The organism is Polaribacter sp. (genome assembly GCF_024639685.1).
Classification (GTDB): domain Bacteria; phylum Bacteroidota; class Bacteroidia; order Flavobacteriales; family Flavobacteriaceae; genus Polaribacter.
In genome coordinates this window covers 45,871-64,611 of sequence record NZ_JAHEHX010000019.1, presented here as the reverse complement: position 1 = coordinate 64,611, position 18,741 = coordinate 45,871, and the positions used below count along the sequence as shown (strand labels likewise).

Genomic DNA, 18,741 nt, shown 5'->3' with positions numbered 1-18,741 from the left:
TAATACAGAAATAACCTCAAAATACACAAATTAAAAAATTGCAAATCATGTTGCTTATTTTTACATTTGTATGGTTTAAAATAGAATAAAAAATAGAAATGGGTAGAGCATTTGAGTTTAGGAAAGCAAGAAAAATGAAGCGTTGGTCTGCAATGGCGAAAACATTTACTAGAATTGGTAAAGACATTGTTATGGCTGTAAAAGAAGCTGGCCCAAACCCAGAGACAAACTCTAGACTAAGAGCTGTTATACAAAATGCAAAGGCAGCAAATATGCCTAAAGATAATGTAGAACGTGCTATAAAAAAAGCTTCAGACAAAGATACAGCGGATTATAAAGAAGTACTTTTTGAAGGATATGCTCCTCACGGAATTGCTATTCTTATAGAAACAGCTACAGACAACAACAACAGAACTGTTGCTAATGTAAGAGCTGCCTTTAATAAATGCGAAGGGAATTTAGGAACTTCTGGCTCTGTTTCATTTATGTTTGATCACACTTGTAATTTTACCATCAAAAAAGAAGACATTACCATTGATATGGAAGAACTTGAATTGGAGTTAATTGACTTTGAAGTTGAAGAGGTTTTTGATGACGAAGAAGGTGTAATTATATATGCTCCCTTTGAACAATTTGGAGCTTTGCAAGGATACTTTGAAGAAAATAATATTGAAATATTATCTTCTGGGTTTGAGAGAATACCTACAACAACAGTTAAATTAAACGATACTCAAAAAGCTGATGTAGAAAAGTTAATAGAAAAACTAGAGGAAGATGATGATGTAAACTCTGTTTACCACTCTATGGAAGAATCTTAGATTTCAAACTTTTTTAGTAAATTGTCAGAAAATAATCGTTAATGTCTGACGAAATTACAAGAATCTTTGATTTCCCATACTATCAGCTAGATAATGCTCCACTACAAAAATCTTATAATTTTAAAAAAGATGGTAAATGGCAATCAATATCTACAGAAACCTTTATTAAAGAAGTAAATAAAGTTAGCAGCTCTCTACTGTCATTAGGAGTTAAACCAGGTGAAAAAATTGCAGTTATAACTGAGAACAATAACCCCAATTGGCATATACTAGATATCGGTACTTTACAAATTGGCGCACAAAACGTTCCCTTATACGCAACACTTTCTAAAAAAGATTATGAATACATATTAAACCATTCTGAAGCAATCTATTGTTTTGTGTCAAGTGAAGAACTTTACGAAAAAGTAGCAGCAGTTGCCAATAAAACAAAATTGAAAAAAATATTCTCTTTAAACGAAATTCAAAAAGATTATGATTGGAAAAATTTTTTAGCTTTAGGAAGTAATATAAATTACACAGCTGCAATTAATAACTTAAAAAAGAATATAAAACCTAACGATTTAGCGACAATTATTTATACCTCTGGAACTACTGGAACTCCTAAAGGAGTAATGTTATCTCATAAAAACATTATATTTTCAGTTTTTAGCACTGCTAAAAAATTAAATCTTAGCACAGGTAATAAAAAAATAGTGAGCTACCTACCCATTTGTCATATTTTTGAAAGAGCTGCATCTTACTATAATGTGTTTATGGGATTCGAAATATATTTTTCTGAAAGTATTGATGAATTAGGCGAAACAATTAAAGAAGTTCAACCTCATTATTTAGCTATAGTACCAAGGCTATTGGAAAAGATTTACGACAAAATTATTGCAAAAGGAAGTGAACTTTCTGGACTTAAAAAATGGCTTTTCTATTGGGCTTTAGCGATTGGAGAAAAATATGAACCATATCACAAAAATAGCAGGTTATATGATATAAAGTTAAAACTTGCGCAAACAATCATTTTTAAAAAATGGAGAGAAGCTCTTGGAGGTAATATACAATTTATGATTTCTGGAAGTGCTCCCTTACAAGCCAAACTAATTAAGGTATTTACAGCTGCAGGAATGCCAATTTATGAAGGGTATGGTATGACAGAATCTTCGCCAGCAGGCACGCTAAATGATAAGCGAAATAAAGGGTTAAAAATTGGATCTGTAGGAAAAGTTTTAGAAGGAGTAACAATAAAAATTGCAAAAGATGGCGAAATCTTAATTAAAGGAGCTAACGTAATGTTAGGGTATTTTAAAAATAAGGAATTAACCGAATCAACAATTATCAATGATTTTCTTCATACTGGAGATATTGGTAAAATTGATGAGGACGGATTTTTATATATAACAGACCGAAAAAAAGAAATATTTAAAACATCTGGAGGAAAATATATTGCTCCAACAGTGTTAGAAAATGCCTTAAAACAATCTCGATTTATAGAACAGGTTATGGTTATTGGAGAAGGAGAAAAAATGCCAGCAGCTCTAATACAACCAAATTTCGAATTTTTAAAAGTTTGGAGTAAACGTCATAAACATGTAATTAAGGATATAAGCACCGATGTAAATATAATCTCAAGAATTCAAAAAGAAATTGATTATTATAATCAAGACTTTGGACAATGGGAGCAAATAAAAAAATTTGAAATCACATCTAATGAGTGGACAATTGATGACGGACTTTTAACACCTACGCTTAAGATGAGAAGAAAAAATATTAAAGAAAAATATAAAAATCTTTATCAAAAAATTTATAATTCGTAAAAATATAAGACTAAAAATATCTTTTTGTAAAATACGGGATATTTCATTAATTTTACGAGATACAAAATATATTATATGCCAATAGAAATTACAAGGTTATTTGATTTTCCTTACTTTCAATTAGAAAAATTTAATCTTAATAAAGCTTTAAATACAAAATACAATGGTAAGTGGGAATCACTTTCAAGTCAAGAATACGTAAACAAATCAAATCAACTTAGTAGAGGACTATTAAAACTAGGAATAACTCCAAATGAAAAAATAGCTATTATCTCAACAACAAATAGAACAGAATGGAATATTTGTGATATTGGATGTTTACAATTAGGAGCACAAACAGTACCTATTTATCCTACAATTTCTAAAGAGGATTATGAATATGTTTTAAATCATTCTGAAGCAACTTATTGTTTTGTATCAGATGCAACTATCTTAGAAAAATTAAATCAAATTAAGGGAAATACAAACCTTAAAGGTGTTTATACTTTTGACGCTATAGAAGATGAAAAAAATTGGAACGAAGTTTTAGAACTTGGAGTTTCAGAAGAAAATCAACCTGAAGTTGAAGCAAGAAAAAAAGCTGTTAAACCAGGAGATTTGGCAACACTTATATATACTTCTGGTACAACAGGAAAACCAAAAGGTGTTATGTTAACTCATCATAATATTGTTTCTAATGTTCTAACAAGCGAAAAAAGAGTACCGTTAGAAAAAGGGAATGATAAAGCATTAAGCTTTTTACCAGTATGTCATGTGTTTGAACGAATGATATTGTATCTATATCAGCTTTGTGGTACTGAAATATATTTCGCAGAAAGTTTAGAAAAATTAACGGAAAATGCACAGGACATTAAACCTAATGTTATGACTGCAGTACCAAGATTATATGAAAAAATTTATGATAAAATTATTCTTAAAGGAGAAGATTTATCTGGTATTAAAAAAGCTTTATTTTTCTGGGCAGTAAACTTAGGCTTAAAATATGAACCTTATGGTGCCAATGGCTGGTGGTACGAAAAACAATTAGGTTTAGCAAGAAAACTAATTTTTTCTAAATGGCAGGCAGCTTTGGGGGGTAATTTAAAATTAATGGTTTCCGGAAGTGCTGCCTTACAAGCAAGGTTAACAAGAATTTTTGCTGCAGCAGAAATGCCGATTATGGAAGGTTATGGTTTAACAGAAACCTCTCCTGTAGTTACTGTAAATTGTGTAGATGAAAATGGAAAAAAAGGATTTAGAATAGGATCTGTAGGAAGAGTAATTGACGATGTTGAAGTTAAAATAGCAGATAATGGAGAGATTTTGGTAAAAGGCCCTAACATTATGCAGGGGTATTACAAACAGGCAGAAAAAACAGCAGAAGTTTTAAAAAACGGCTACTTTCATACAGGTGATAAAGGAGAACTAGATAACGAAGGTTATTTAAAAATCACAGGAAGAACAAAAGAAATGTTTAAAACCTCTGGTGGTAAATATGTGATTCCACCTTTATTAGAAGGAGAATTAAAGCAATCTATGCTTATTGAACAGGTAATGGTTGTCGGAGAAAATGAAAAAATGCCAGCAGCTATAATTCAACCTAACTTTGAGTTTCTTTCAGATTGGGCAAAATACAAAGGAATATCATTTTCTTCAATAGAAGAATTAATAAACAATGACAAGGTTATTGATAAATATCAGAGAACCATTAATAAATGTAACCAAAATTTCGGAAAATGGGAACAAATTAAACGATTTGAGCTAACTGCAGACGAATGGTCTATAGACGCAGGCCATTTAACACCTACAATGAAAATGAAGAGAGAAATAATCTTAGAAATATATAAAGATTTATACGATAAAATTTATAGAGCTTAAATAAAAAAAACTTAGTTAAATAACCTAAGGTTTTTTTATGTAAAATTATATTAAAACTTAATTAAATATATCGTTTAAAACACTTGCCAATCGAATTCCTCCTTTCTGCAATTGTTGCCTTACAATTCCAAAATGATCATAAGAATATCTATATTTTAAGTTCTCTCCTACCTTTACAGAATTATAAACATCGTTTGTAATTTGGTGTACTTCATTTACCCAATCTACTACAGAACCTTCTGCGATATATGCTATTTTTTTTCTAGACAAAGCTTCTACATTATTAGCTAAGTCTGTATAACTCATGTTATAATCATCTATCATTTTACTATCCCAAACACTGTGCAAGTTAGTTCCCCTTCCAAACCAACGAATTTGAATATCGTTACCCCCTTTGTCTTCTTTTCGACCAATATGCATTGGTTGATGTAAATCTCCTATAAAATGAACTAACATTTTTAAGTGAAAAATTTTATCAGCTTTAGTGCTTTTTTTGTCTTTTAGAACTGAAATACATGTATTTATTCCTGTCACTAAATCTCCTTTCGGATTTTTTTCTGAATCCTCATAAGTTTCATCTAAACGCATATTTATATAATGCCAAGGAGAATAAGACCTATAAGCTCTATCAGATTTTATTTCATCGGCATAAGTTGAAACAAATGCCAAACTCTGCCCATTTAAAATTTTATCAATTTTCCTTTTTGCTCTTTTTGTCAAGTACTTTTGAGCGATTTGACCTGTAACTCTATGTCCATTTTTACCCCAAAAAACAACTTCATCAGAAGATGCACTTATCATTAAAAATGAAGATATCAACAATAATAGTTTAAATTTCATTGAATTGATTTAAAATTAATTTTTAACAAAAGTAAAAAAATAATGATAAGAAATTTTGGAAAAACACAAAAACATAGTATATCTTTGTGATATCAATTTAATATCAATATAAAACTCATTTAAATGGAAGAAGAAAAAATTATCAAACCCGCTAATGGTTTCATTATGTTATTAGTAGTTCTCGTCTTATTCTTTGGAGGCATTACAATGTCTATCATTCAGCAAACACCTTTATACATACCTGTTATTATTATTGGTTTTTTTGTTTTTTTGGTTTTATCCTTGTCAATCCAAATACTTCTAAAGTTATTTTATTGTTCGGTAAATATGTAGGAACTATAAAAGCAAATGGTTTGTACTGGGCAAACCCTTTTTACACTAAAAAGAAAATATCCTTAAGAGCAAGTAACTTTGATAGTGAGCGTTTAAAAGTTAATGATAAACTAGGAAACCCAGTTATGATTTCTACAATTTTAGTATGGAGGGTTACAAATACTTACAAAGCTGCTTTTGATGTAGACAATTACGAGAACTTTGTAAGAGTACAAACAGATGCTGCAGTTCGTAAATTAGCTAGTATGTATCCTTATGATAATTTTGCAGACGAGGGACATGACGAAGATATTACATTAAGATCTAGTGTAAATGAAGTTTCTGAAGCCTTAGAGAAAGAATTAGAAGAACGTTTAGCAATTGCTGGCATTGAGGTTTTAGAAGCAAGAATTGGGTATTTGGCTTATGCACAAGAAATTGCATCTGCCATGTTAAAAAGACAACAAGCAACTGCAATTGTTGCTGCAAGGCATAAAATTGTACTAGGAGCAGTAGAAATGGTAGAAATGGCTTTAGAAGAATTGAATAAAAAAGAAATAGTTGAATTAGATGAAGAACGCAAAGCTGCCATGGTTAGTAATTTACTAGTTATTCTATGTGGTGATAAAGAAGCATCGCCTGTTGTAAATACGGGAACTCTGAGTCATTAATTATGGATAAAAAAGGAACAGGAATAGCAATTGGCTTATCAATTGGTACAGCTATTGGAGTTGCCCTAAATAATATTGCTATTGGTATTTCTTTAGGATTAATTTTTGGAATTTTATATGATTCTAAAAAAAATAAAATCTCAAAATACCAATAATGAATAACAAAAAAATTGTTACTGTTGCTATTGGAGTCGCTTTTGGATCTTCTATAGGAACTACAATTGGCGCAGTTATTGGAGAAGTAGCTATAAGCTCAGTTTATGGATCAATGATTGGAGTTATAATTGGTCTTGTAATTGCATTTACAATTTTCAATGAAGATAAAAATAAAAAAAATGAAAGAATATAAAGTAGAAGAATTAAAATTAGGCTTTAGAAATAGAACGCAAATTTTTGAAGATTTACTAAATCAACATGCAAGAGAAGGTTGGCGTTTTGTTAAAATACCACATGGCTGGAATAGTATGATTTTAGAACGAGATAAAAACAGATAACATGAAAGTGTTTAAAGAAGAACAACGATTTACACAGTCTTGGTTTATAGTTGTAATGGGAATTAGTTTAATTGTACCTCTTTTATTTATAATACAAGAGTATATGAAAGAAGATTCAAAGTTTACGACTGCAGGTTTTCTAGGTACTTTAAGCGTGTTGTTAATTTCTATTGTCCCTTTATTTTTCTTTAAACTATCCACAAAAATTGATGAAATTGGTATACACTACCAGTTTTTTCCTTTTCATTTAAAATTGAAGCGTATTGCTTGGCAAGATATTGCAAAAGCTTACGTAAGAACGTACGACCCAATTGGAGATTATGGTGGTTGGGGTTTAAAAGGAGGTGCATTTTGGAACTCAGCAAAAGGCAAAGCTATTAATGTTTCTGGTGATATTGGAATACAGTTAGAACTTAAAAATGGACAGAAATTATTAATTGGTACGCAAAAAAAAACTGCAGCAGAAAGCGTTATAAAAACCTATCAACTTAAAACAAATCAAAATGATTAGAGTAATAACTTATTTTCTTTTTTTAGTATTTGGTGTTGTATCACTAACAGCGCAAATTAAATCAGAAGAATTGGTTTTGTTCAATAATAAGATAGAATTACCTGGTAGATTAAGCTATGTAGAAGAACAAACACCTTTACTAATTTGGGTGCATGGCTCTGGAAATGTAGATAGAAATGGCAATCAGCAACCTGTTATCAAAGCCAATTACATTAAACAATTTAGAGATAGCATAAATAAAAACAACATCGCATTTTACAGTTATGACAAAAGAACTGCAAATAAAAAAAACAAAGCAAGTTTGCTTAAAGGAGTTTTTTTAAAAGACTATGTTACAGATGTACAAATAGCCATCAATCATTTTAAAAAAGAAGGCCGATTTTCAAAAATTGTATTGGTAGGCCATAGTCAAGGTTCTTTGGTAGCGATGCTGAGTTCAGAAAACATAGACAAATACATTTCTTTAGCTGGGCCAAGTAAAAGTGCAGATCAGGTTATCATTGACCAAATAAAAGAATCTGCACCTTTTTTAGACTCTATTACCAAAGCCCACTTTAAAGAATTAAAAGAAACAGGTAACGTAGAAAAGGTGAACCCTATGTTACAATCGGTTTTTGCCAAGCAAAATCAAGCGTTTTTAAGTTCATGGATGCAATACAACCCATCAGAGGAAATCAAAAAACTAAGTATGCCTATTTTACTGATTAATGGCACAGAAGATCTACAAGTAAAACCACAGGAAGCATCTAACCTACTCCTTTCAAATAAAAATACTCAATTGGTTTTTATAAAAGGGATGAATCATGTTTTAAAAGAGGTAAAATCAATGACAGAAAATCAGTCTTCTTACCTAAAACCAGACTATCCTTTATCTACAAAATTGGTACAAGTAATTGTTGAATTTGTAAAAAAGTAAAATGACAAAAAAGAAAGCTTTCGCTTTGCGAGTTAATGAAGATATGATGAATGCTATTGAAAAATGGGCTGCAGATGAGTTTCGTTCTACAAATGGGCAAATAGAATGGATACTCATGCAAAGCTTAAAAGATGTAAAACGCGAACCTAAAACGAAAGAAGATTAAATATCAATTTCAACTGTTAAATTAAACGCTCAATTTTTATTGAGCGTTTTCTATTTTGTATATTGTTGGCAAAAATAGATTCCCACTTTTGTGGGAAAGAGAATTTTATTGACACTCAAACTTACGTTTGAAAACATTTTTTATAATAAACAAACCACTTAGAATGAAAAAACTAATCACATTACTATTTTTAAGCGCTACTACTCTACTCTTTTCACAAGAGTTTTCTATGGATTTAGTAAAAAACATGAAACCAAGAAATATTGGTCCAGGAGGTATGTCAGGTCGTGTAACATCTATAGATGTTGTAGAATCTAATACAGAAATTATATATGTAGGTACAGCTTCTGGTGGAATCTGGAAATCTACATCAGGTGGTGTAAAATGGGAACCTATTTTTGAAAACGAGTTAACTGCTTCCATTGGTGCAGTTGCCATTCAGCAATCAAACCCAAGTGTAATTTGGGCTGGTACAGGAGAAGGAAACCCAAGAAATAGTTTAAATGGTGGTTTTGGTATTTACAAATCTTTAGATGCTGGTAAAACTTGGCAAGCTATGGGTTTAGAAAAAACGAGACATATTCACAGAGTTATAATAGACCCAACAAATCCTGATGTTGTTTATGTAGGTGCCATTGGTTCTCCTTGGGGAGAACACAAAGAACGTGGTGTTTATAAAACAACAGATGGTGGTAAAACTTGGAAACAAATTTTATACAATAACGAAAAAACTGGTGCTGCAGATTTAATTATGGATCCAACAAATCCTAATAAATTAATTGCTGCAATGTGGGAACATAAACGTGATCCTTGGTTTTTTAAATCTGGAGGAGAAGGTTCTGGATTATACATTACACATGATGGAGGAGAAAACTGGAAAGAAATAACAGAAAAAGAAGGTTTCCCAAAAGGTGATCTAGGTAGAATTGGTGTTGCAATTGCCCCAAGTGAAACAAATACTATTTATGCTTTGGTAGAAGCAAAAAAGAATGCGCTTTATAAAAGTGAAGATGGTGGTTTTAAATGGGAAAAAATAAATGATAAACCAGGTATAGGAAATAGACCTTTTTACTATTCAGAAATCTATGTAGATCCGCAGAATGAAAACAGATTGTACACAGTTTTCACCTATGTAAATGTTTCACAAGATGGTGGAAAAAATTTCACAGAATTAATGCCTGCTTATGGTGTAGATAATGGAGTACATCCAGATCATCATGCTTGGTGGATTCATCCAAAAAATGGAAAATTCATGATTGATGGTAATGATGGTGGATTAAACATTACCAAAGATGGTGGTAAATCATGGAGATTTATTGGTAATATTCCTGTTGCTCAATTTTATCATATTAATGTAGATAACGAGTTTCCATATAATGTTTATGGAGGAATGCAAGACAATGGATCTTGGAGAGGTCCTGCTTATGTTTGGAAAGCGCAAGGAATTAGAAATTCTTATTGGCAAGAAATTTCTTTTGGTGATGGTTTTGATGTGGTGCCAGATAAAGATGATTCTAGATACGGATGGTCTATGAGTCAGCAAGGTTCTGTGGTAAGATATGATCATATAACAGGTAACAATTATTCTGTAAAACCAACGCATAAAGATGCTAATGTAAAGTTACGCTTCAATTGGAATGCTGCCATCAATATGGATCCTTTTGATAACAATACCTTATATTTTGGTAGTCAGTTTGTGCATAGATCAACTGATAAAGGCTTGACATGGGAAGTTATTTCTCCTGATTTATCAACCAATAATCCAGAAAAATTAAAACAATCTGAAAGTGGTGGTTTAACCATGGATGCCACTGGTGCAGAAAATCACTGTACTATTTTAGTAATTGAACCAACCCCATTGGAAAAAGATTTACTATGGGCAGCTACAGATGATGGTCAAGTACATATTACCAAAAATAGTGGAACTGATTGGACAAACGTAGCTAAAAACATTAAAGGCTTACCAGAAAATTCTTGGATTACGCAAATAAAAGCATCTAATAAAAACAAAGGAGAAGCATTGTTAATTGCTAACGATTATAGACGTTTTAACTACACACCTTATGCATACAGAACCAAAAATTATGGTAAAACTTGGGAACGTATTGTAGATGAAAATGATGTACAAAGCTACACACTTTGTATTGTGGAAGATCCTGAAAATGAAAACCTATTATTCTTAGGTACAGATGATGGTTTATATGTATCGTTAAATGCTGGTGATAAGTGGACAAAATGGACCAATGGTTTTCCCACAGTTCCTGTAAAAGATTTGGTAATACATCCAAGAGAAGACGACTTGGTTATTGGAACTTTTGGTAGAGCTGCTTGGGTTTTAGATGATATTAAACCATTAAGGGCAATGGCCGGTAAAAATATTGCAGATAAAAAAATCTCATTATTTGTACCACAAACTGCTTACCAAGCTGCAACACAACAACCTACAGGAAGTAGGTTTGGTGCAGATGCTATGTATCAAGGAGAAAACAGAAATAGTGGAGCTATTATTTCTTACTATTTCAATAAAGACGATAAAAAGACAAAAAAAAGTGATGATAAAAAAGTAAAAAATGATTCAATTAAACTAGAAATATTTGATGGAAATAGACAAATAAGAACTTTAAAATTTAAAGCCCCAAAAGAATCTGGCGTACATAAAACAACCTGGTATTTAAGAGAAAAAGGCGTTGATAGAGCTTCTAGAAGAATACGAAAATCTACTAGAGAACCAGGAGGTGTAACTGTAAAACCAGGAGTTTATAGATTAAGAATGACGTATGGTAATGCGACTTCTGAACAAAACATTACAGTAGCTTTTGATCCAAGGTTAAAAATGTCTCAAGAAGCGATTAATCAAAAATACAATGCAAGCAAAGTTTTAGAAAGCTATCAAGACAAAATCGCTGCTATTGTAAAACAACTGGTAGAAAGCAAAAATACAGTAGCTTCTATAAAATCAGATTTATCTAAAGAAGATAAAGAAAAGTACAAAGAAGAGATAAAGGCTTCGAAAGAGATTAGTAAGAAAGTAGAGAAACTAATTGCGATGTATTTAGGAACAATTGATAAAAGACAAGGGATTACTAGAAACCCAGAAATAACAGTTAATCAACGATTAGGACAAGCGAGTAGATATATAAGATCTAGATTTGGAGAACAAACTTCTACTGAAACTTTGCTTATGAATCAATTTATAGAAGAATTTAAAAAAGCAGTTGCTGAAACGAACACTTTCTTTAATAACGATTGGATTGCATATAAAAAATCTGTTGAGAATATAAATATCTCTCCTTTTAAAGACACCAAAATCTTTTCTGCTAATTAGTATGATAAAAAAAAGTCTACTTTTCTGTGTCTTTGTTTTCTGTTTTACAACAACAAAGGCGCAGAATGCTGACCAACAATTAGGTGCTTGGTACATGTATAATGGCTCTCATAAAATAGCAGATAAATTTGCAATTAAAACCATGGCTCATTATAGATACTATGAAATTTTAAGTGAATTTCAGCAGGAAATATATAGGTTAGGTTTAAACTACACTATTTCTCCTAAAGTAAATTTTACTGTTGGTTATAGCTATGTAAATACAGATACTGAGTTCAAAATTCCCACTAGAAATATAGAAGAACATAGACTTTATGAAGATATTAATATTAGTGGAAAATTAAAAGATTTAAAATTAAGACATCGTTTACGGTTTGAGCATCGCTTCTTTAATGCCACTTCTAGCCATTGGTTTCGTTACGATTTAAATGCCAACTACCCAATTGCTAATAATTGGTCTGTATACGCGTTTAATGAAATCTTTCTGAACATAGATAAATCAAAACGATTTGTCCAAAATTGGACAGGTGTTGGCTTTTTACATCAACTGAACACTAACCTAAAAATTAAATTAGGTTACTTTTATCAAAAGTTTCCTGATAATGGTTTTCACAGATTACAATTGGGAATTATTTTAAATACAAATCATCTTAAAAATAAAAAATGATAGAACCAATTTTTAAAAATGATGCCATAGTTTTTGGTATTTTAATGCTATCCTTAGGTTTTGTTTTTTACACAGAAAATATTAAAACAGGTTTTTGGCCTAAATTCTATAAAATTGTTCCAGGTTTATTTATGGCCTATTTTATTCCTGCTTTATTTACAACTTTTAGAGTAATAGCTCCTGAATGGGAAACTGAAAAGGAAGTTGGTGAGGTTGTAAAGAATAGTTCGCAATTATACTATGTTGCTAGTAGATTTTTATTACCTGCAGCTCTTGTTTTAATGACATTAAGTATCGATTTAAAAGCCATTTTTAATTTGGGCTCTAAAACTTTAATCATGTTTTTTACAGGAACAATAGGGATTATTATTGGTGGCCCAATTGCTATATTATTAATATCTATTTTTTCTCCTGAAACTGTTGGAGGTGCAGATTTTGATGCTGTTTGGAGAGGTTTATCAACCTTAGCAGGAAGCTGGATTGGTGGTGGTGCTAATCAAACAGCTATGTTAGAAATATATCAATACAATCCTTCTAAATATGGAGGAATGGTTATTGTAGATATTGTTGTTGCTAATGTTTGGATGGCTATTTTATTGATAGGTATTGGTAAAAAAGATAAAATTGATAAATGGTTAAAAGCAGATACCTCTGCTATTGAAAACCTTAAACAAAAAGTAATACACTTTTCTGAAAAGGTAAAAAGAAACCCATCATTAACAGATTTTATTATAATGCTAGCCATTGGTTTTGGAACTGTTGGTTTTGGCCATTTCTGTTCTAAATATTTAGCAGAGTTCTTTGCAAACTTTGTAGCTTCTATTGAATCTCAAACTTGGAGAAATGTATTTTCTTTCTTGGGTTCCAGTTTCTTTTGGTTGATTAGTGTATCTACAATTGTTGCAATTATTTTATCATACACAAAAGCTAAAAACTACGAAGGTGCAGGTGCCAGTAAATTGGGTAGTATTTTTATTTACATTTTGGTAGCTACCATTGGTATGAAAATGGATTTAAATCAGGCTTTAGAAAACCCTGGCTTATTGGTTATTGGATTAGTATGGATGACAATACATGCTGTATTATTAATTATAGTTGCAAAAATTATAAGAGCTCCTTATTTCTTTTTAGCTGTAGGTAGCCAAGCCAATGTTGGTGGTGCAGCCTCTGCTCCTATTGTTGCACAAGCATTTCATCCTTCTTTAGCAACTGTTGGAGTATTGCTGGCTGTATTTGGCTACGCAATTGGTACAATTGGTGCAATTGCCTGTACTATTTTAATGGAATTATCATCAACTTTATAAAAAATTAAGCATATTTGCAACTGTAAAATTAAGATACAAATGAAAAAAGTTTTAGCAGTTTTAGTACTAGCAATAGTAATATATTCGTGCTCATCTAAGAAAGATGGAAACATGATTGTTCAAGGTCAGATAAAAGGATTAAAAAAAGGGAAACTTTATTTACAGAAAATGCAAGACACTGCTTTAGTGTCTGTAGATTCTGTTGCTTTAAATGGTTCTGATACTTTCAAATTAACAGATGATGTAAATTCGCCTGTATTGTATTATTTAACTTTTGATGGAAATACTACTGACAAAAGAATTCTATTTTTTGGAGAACAAGGTACAATTACCATTAATGATAAAGTAGACGAATTTGGTTTGTATCCGGAAATATCTGGATCAAAAAATCAAGAAGTATTAGACCAGTTTAATAAAGTAAGAAGTAGATTTCAAACTGAGCGTTTAGAATTTATTAAAAAAGATTTTGACGCTAAAAGAGCTGATGATAAAGAGCTAATTGAAAAATTAGAAAAAGATTACAACAGATTAGTAAAAAGAAGAGTATTATATACCACAAACTTCGCAATTACAAATGCCGATTTTGAGGTAGCACCTTACATAGCATTAACAGAAATGTACGATGCTAGTTTAAAAATGTTAAATACTGTTAATGCTTCTCTAACTCCAAAGATTAAGGATTCTGAATATGGAAAGCGTTTTCAAGAATACTTAAATAATATTAAAAAAAACGAAGAATAAATAATTCTATTGTTATCCGATAAAAAAACGAGCCAATAGCTCGTTTTTTTTTAATTTAAAATTATATATAACTTAAACTTATGCTCTTTTTGCTTTAAGTTCATCTCTTACTGAATTAGCTTTATTTTCATCTATATTATAATCTTTCATAATAAACATGGCAATAATAGTTCCTAGTACAGGGAAAAAGCAAAAGAAAGCATGTAATCCATCTACTGCAGGTTGTTGTTCTGTAGAAACCAAATCAGGATCAAAACCAACAAAAGCAATAATAACACCACTTAAAGCTCCTGCAATTGCAAAACCTACTTTAACCATCCACCAATAAATAGCTCCAAATATACCCTCTCTTCTTAAACCTGAGTTAAGTTCGTCTATATCTATAATATCTGCGGTCATAGACATCATTATTGTAAATAAACTTCCTATTCCAAATGAGAAAAAAGGCAAAGCTATAATATATAACCAAGGTTTACCAGGCACAAATAAGAAGTATAATAAAACATAACCTACTATAGAAATCCCTTGGGCTATTAGAAAAGCTTTTTTCTTACCAAAAGTTTTAGACATTTTGGTAATTAATGGAATTACTAAAAAAGTTGTTCCAAGTGCCCCTAAACAACCAAACAAAGATACCCAAATACCAGAAGCTTCTGCATCTCCATTAAATAACCCAAAAACAATTACAAAAAAAGTAAGAGCAGCGACAGTATTAAATGCATTGTAAATTAAAAAAGTAGCAGCACATAATTTTCTAAATGCTTTAATTTTAAATGCCTCTAAAAAGCTTTCATATATTTTTACTAAACTATTTCCAACGTTCGAAAAATTTAACGGCTCATATTCTTTGTCTAAAGTGGACTCACTTTTTATAAATACTGCAGGCACAATAGCACAAATTGCACAAGGTATTGCAACCCATATTGCCAACTCTCTTACTGCTATCTCTGCTGAAGGAAACCAATCAGGATCGTACATAATTACCCAAAACCAAGGTGCAATTACCCATGCCCATTGACCAATCCATTGCGCAATAGCCATAATATTTGTACGTTCATGAAAATCATTACTCATTTCATAACCCATTGCTACGTAAGGCACACTAAACAGAGTTAAACCCAGGTAAAATATTAAAGACCAAATAAAAAAGTACCAAAAATTAAACTCTAGTGAATTTTCTTTGAACAATTGCCACATAAAAATATAGGAAACCCCCATAAGAACTCCACCGATTAAAACATATTGCCTTCTTCTACCCCATTTAGACTTTGTATTATCTGATATAAAGCCCATAATTGGATCTGTAATAGAATCAAAAATTCTAGGAAAGAAATAAATTAAAGACCACATCCAGCCTGGAAAACCAAGGTCTTGAACTAAAACCACCATGAAAATTCCTAAAATAGCAGGAAACATTTGATTTGCAAACATACCTATACCAAAAGCTAACTTGTGTCCAAAAGGTACTTTATTCTTGCTAAACTGTACAGAATTACTAGACATATTTTATTTTTTTATACTTTTTTAAATAACAATCGTTTGTAATGATTGCCCTTTAATATCTATGGTAACACTTTTGTTATTTAGTGTTAGATTGATTTTTTTTAGATTTTCTTTTTCATTAAAAACCACAACAGTTATAGAACCATCTATGTTTACTGCTGCTGTAATCATTAAGTCTTTATCTGAATAATTTACCTTGAAAACTTTTGCTTCTGGCCTTATAAACCGAGAGAAATGTGACATTACATAATAAAGAGGTGTAAAATAAATCTCATCGGCATTCTCATCAACAATAACAGGAGCAACGCACCAATTCTTAAACCAATTTGGCCCTCCTTGTTTGTTTAAAACCATATTCCAATCGATCCAACCATCTACATAATTGTTTAAACAACCAATAATATCTCTTGCATATCTGTTAACTGGTGCATACTTAGGGTGTAAAGGCTTGTCTTTTTCTGGAGCCCAATCCCAACCCCAATCTGTAGCTTCTTTTTTCCAATACCAAGCATCGTCTTTCCATTTTGGAATTTCTGAATCTACACATGCTTCAGATTGTATTAAATATTTATTTGGTGATTTTTTATGTGCATACTGTAACTCTTCTGGATAAAAGTGATAAGTACTCGCATACCAATGAATGGCTGCTCCATCAAAATAAGAAGAAGTTTCTTCGTTTTTATATTGTGAGTCTACCCACTCATTTAAATGTTCTCTGTTTTGATCATATCCTAAAATTTTTACATCAGGATAATCATGTCTTAATTGCGGACCTAAATGATGTTGAACAAAATTGGTCATTTCATCTGGAGTGTAATGCATGCTTTCCCAATTATTACCATTTCCTAGAGGTTCATTTTCTACTGTAAATCCCCAAATATCTATACCTTCATTTTTATAGGCTGTTACATATTTTGAGAAAAACAAAGCCCAAGTATCATAATATTTAGGTAACAATTTACCTCCAACATAGTTTTTGTTGTCTTTCATCCAAGGTGACGCTGTCCAAGGAGAAGAAAGTATTTTAAAACCGTCTTTAGATACATCCATGGCATCTTTAATCATTGGAATAATATCATCTAAATCTTCTTGAATGCTAAAGCTCTTTAGTTCTTTATCATCTTCTACAGGAGCATACGAATAGTTACTAAGAGAAAAATCTGAAGAATTAATATGGGTTCTTGTTAAAGAGTACTTAGCACCTGATTCTCCAAAATAAGCTTCAATAATCGAATCTCTATTTTTCTTACTCAACTTGTTAAGTAAATAGGCTGAAGCCTCTGTAAAAGATCCTCCAAAACCAGTAATAGTTTGCTTAGTTTGTTTTGGTTGTAATACTACCTGAATTCTGTTTTCATTAGTTGCATCAGAAAAATTATCTAGTTGTACTAAATTATTCCCAGATGCAGAAGTTTCATAAACTTGTACATTTAATTTTTCTGCACTTGTATTAAAGCCTACAGCAAAAATTACCAATAATAAACAAAATATTATTTTAAAGATTTTCATATCATTCTATTTTTTATAATCAGTATTCGGCAAATTCACAGTTACAAACAATGAATCTAAATTACCTTCATACGTCTTTTTTATAAGGTTTCCATCTCTTTTTAAATCAGAAAAAATTCCTTTATCTACTAAATTCCAAATAGGATATTTAGCTTCTCCTTTTATAGTAAATAAACCAAAATGATTTTCTGAACCATTCTCATTTTTTGCATCTTTCCATTGTTCATCAAAAGCTTCAAAATAGAAACAAGAAATACCATTAGCATTTGTCCATTTACGCATGTTTTTATAGTATAAACCTTGTTTATACTCATCTGTTGCTCTAGAACCATTAAAGCCATAATGTCCGTTAGAAATTGTGGCCCAACCAGTTTCTCCTATATGAATCGATTTTGTAGAATCGATGCTCTTTACATAAGCAGAAACATTCTTGTATTGATTTTTAGCAAAATCTAAAGCACGAATCATAAACTTATCTACGATTTGTTTTTTAGTAAAAACTATATCTAATTCTGGAACAGTCCAAAAATCTGAATTATAATGTGTATTATGATATGGATAAGTGTGCATAGAAACGTAATCTACAGCTCTAATTAAACTGTCTAATTCTTTTGTTTTGTAGCTTTCAGCTCCTCCTCCCCAAGAAGAAAAATCATCTGAAGATGTAATCCATAAATCTTTAGATAACTTATTATTTTCTTTTAGCTTTTGTAAATGATCTACCCATTTTAGAATAACGTTGGGTTGTACATAATAACTAGCTGCCCAATTAACCATAGCTTCATTTCCTACAGCAATTACTTTAACAATTTCTGGATATTTATTTGCCAATTGAACTGCTCTTTCTATTTCTACTTTGTTTTGCTCACTCTCTATATAATGATTTGGAGTTTTATCTGTCCAAGCATTTAAACAATCTATCCAAGCACCTAACATTACATACATCTCAAAAGATTCATCTTCATTTTTTAATTGATGAATAGCCTCTAAGACATTTGCTGCATGTGGTAACTCAGGCTGAACATTGTAAGTTCTTAAAATTCGAATACCCATAGCATGCAACAATTTAAGATCTTCCTTTAATTGCTGAATTGTAGGTTGATTTGCTCTATCTTTTGTTCTATAACCACCATAAGAAATTGCTAGATAATCAGGGTTTCCTAAAATATCTTTAGCAGTAATACTTACTTTCTCTTGTTTATTTATTTGACCATCCTTATTTGCATCAACATCACTTTTACATGATGCTAAAGACAATAATAAGAAACAAAAAACAGCTATATAAAACGTATTCTTCATGCA

Annotated in this window: 17 protein-coding genes and 1 pseudogene; 14 read left to right on the top strand and 4 right to left on the bottom strand. The window is 31.0% G+C overall.

Translation table 11 applies throughout. From position 1 onward, the window contains the following. Window positions 1–98 precede the first annotated feature (98 nt). The 3 genes from Q0L44_RS06190 to Q0L44_RS06180 all read left to right on the top strand — a co-directional run bounded on the left by Q0L44_RS06190 (window position 99) and on the right by Q0L44_RS06180 (window position 4,480). A complete protein-coding gene (locus Q0L44_RS06190; protein WP_296636708.1) occupies window positions 99–818 on the top strand; it encodes a YebC/PmpR family DNA-binding transcriptional regulator in 720 nt (239 codons plus the stop codon). 41 nt (window positions 819–859) lie between these two features. After that, window positions 860–2,623, top strand: a complete 1,764-nt coding sequence (locus tag Q0L44_RS06185; protein ID WP_296636705.1) for an AMP-dependent synthetase/ligase — start codon at window positions 860–862, stop codon at window positions 2,621–2,623. A 75-nt stretch (window positions 2,624–2,698) separates the two neighbouring features. After that, window positions 2,699–4,480 (top strand): AMP-dependent synthetase/ligase, encoded by a 1,782-nt coding sequence (locus tag Q0L44_RS06180; RefSeq protein ID WP_296636704.1) that lies wholly within the window; start codon window positions 2,699–2,701, stop codon window positions 4,478–4,480. Window positions 4,481–4,537: 57 nt separating this feature from the next. Here Q0L44_RS06180 and Q0L44_RS06175 read toward each other — a convergent pair whose 3' ends face one another. Next, window positions 4,538–5,320 (bottom strand): S1/P1 nuclease, encoded by a 783-nt coding sequence (locus Q0L44_RS06175; protein WP_296636701.1) that lies wholly within the window; start codon window positions 5,318–5,320, stop codon window positions 4,538–4,540. Window positions 5,321–5,443: 123 nt separating this feature from the next. Here Q0L44_RS06175 and Q0L44_RS06170 point away from each other — a divergent pair. The 11 genes and pseudogenes from Q0L44_RS06170 (at window position 5,444) to Q0L44_RS06120 (ending at window position 14,427) form a co-directional block, all read left to right on the top strand. Beyond that, a pseudogene (locus Q0L44_RS06170) lies at window positions 5,444–6,303 on the top strand (SPFH domain-containing protein). 2 nt (window positions 6,304–6,305) lie between these two features. Then, window positions 6,306–6,458, top strand: a complete 153-nt coding sequence (locus Q0L44_RS06165; RefSeq protein WP_296636699.1) for a hypothetical protein — start codon at window positions 6,306–6,308, stop codon at window positions 6,456–6,458. After that, window positions 6,458–6,652: a hypothetical protein gene (locus Q0L44_RS06160; RefSeq protein ID WP_296636697.1), complete on the top strand. Its 195-nt coding sequence runs from the start codon at window positions 6,458–6,460 to the stop codon at window positions 6,650–6,652. The genes Q0L44_RS06165 and Q0L44_RS06160 overlap by 1 nt, the downstream gene beginning before the upstream one ends. Continuing rightward, window positions 6,639–6,797, top strand: a complete 159-nt coding sequence (locus Q0L44_RS06155) for a DUF4177 domain-containing protein (protein ID WP_296636695.1) — start codon at window positions 6,639–6,641, stop codon at window positions 6,795–6,797. The genes Q0L44_RS06160 and Q0L44_RS06155 overlap by 14 nt, the downstream gene beginning before the upstream one ends. A gap of 1 nt (window position 6,798) precedes the next feature. After that, a complete protein-coding gene (locus Q0L44_RS06150) occupies window positions 6,799–7,308 on the top strand; it encodes a hypothetical protein (RefSeq protein WP_296636693.1) in 510 nt (169 codons plus the stop codon). Beyond that, window positions 7,301–8,224 (top strand): alpha/beta hydrolase, encoded by a 924-nt coding sequence (locus Q0L44_RS06145; protein ID WP_296636690.1) that lies wholly within the window; start codon window positions 7,301–7,303, stop codon window positions 8,222–8,224. The genes Q0L44_RS06150 and Q0L44_RS06145 overlap by 8 nt, the downstream gene beginning before the upstream one ends. Window position 8,225: 1 nt before the next feature. Further along, window positions 8,226–8,390: an Arc family DNA-binding protein gene (locus Q0L44_RS06140; RefSeq protein ID WP_296636688.1), complete on the top strand. Its 165-nt coding sequence runs from the start codon at window positions 8,226–8,228 to the stop codon at window positions 8,388–8,390. 163 nt (window positions 8,391–8,553) lie between these two features. Next, a complete protein-coding gene (locus Q0L44_RS06135) occupies window positions 8,554–11,715 on the top strand; it encodes a hypothetical protein (protein ID WP_296636684.1) in 3,162 nt (1,053 codons plus the stop codon). A gap of 1 nt (window position 11,716) precedes the next feature. Next, window positions 11,717–12,382 carry a DUF2490 domain-containing protein gene (locus Q0L44_RS06130; RefSeq protein ID WP_296636681.1) on the top strand — a complete coding sequence of 222 codons (666 nt, stop codon included), beginning with the start codon at window positions 11,717–11,719 and terminating at the stop codon, window positions 12,380–12,382. Next, entirely contained in the window at window positions 12,379–13,686 is a 1,308-nt protein-coding gene (locus tag Q0L44_RS06125) for a DUF819 family protein (protein WP_296636676.1), read from the top strand. The genes Q0L44_RS06130 and Q0L44_RS06125 overlap by 4 nt, the downstream gene beginning before the upstream one ends. A 39-nt stretch (window positions 13,687–13,725) precedes the next feature. Beyond that, window positions 13,726–14,427 (top strand): DUF4369 domain-containing protein, encoded by a 702-nt coding sequence (locus Q0L44_RS06120; RefSeq protein WP_296636673.1) that lies wholly within the window; start codon window positions 13,726–13,728, stop codon window positions 14,425–14,427. Window positions 14,428–14,505: 78 nt separating this feature from the next. On the opposite strand, the gene Q0L44_RS06115 is transcribed toward Q0L44_RS06120, so the two are convergent. From Q0L44_RS06115 to Q0L44_RS06105, 3 genes are read right to left on the bottom strand one after another with little or no spacing between them, the layout of a single operon-like run. Further along, entirely contained in the window at window positions 14,506–15,930 is a 1,425-nt protein-coding gene (locus Q0L44_RS06115; protein ID WP_296636671.1) for an MFS transporter, read from the bottom strand. A 21-nt stretch (window positions 15,931–15,951) separates the two neighbouring features. Next, window positions 15,952–17,439, bottom strand: a complete 1,488-nt coding sequence (locus Q0L44_RS06110; protein WP_296636668.1) for a glycoside hydrolase family 30 protein — start codon at window positions 17,437–17,439, stop codon at window positions 15,952–15,954. A 6-nt stretch (window positions 17,440–17,445) separates the two neighbouring features. Then, complete coding sequence (locus tag Q0L44_RS06105; protein ID WP_296636666.1) at window positions 17,446–18,738, bottom strand: glycosyl hydrolase family 17; 1,293 nt, start codon at window positions 18,736–18,738, stop codon at window positions 17,446–17,448. Window positions 18,739–18,741 lie beyond the last annotated feature (3 nt).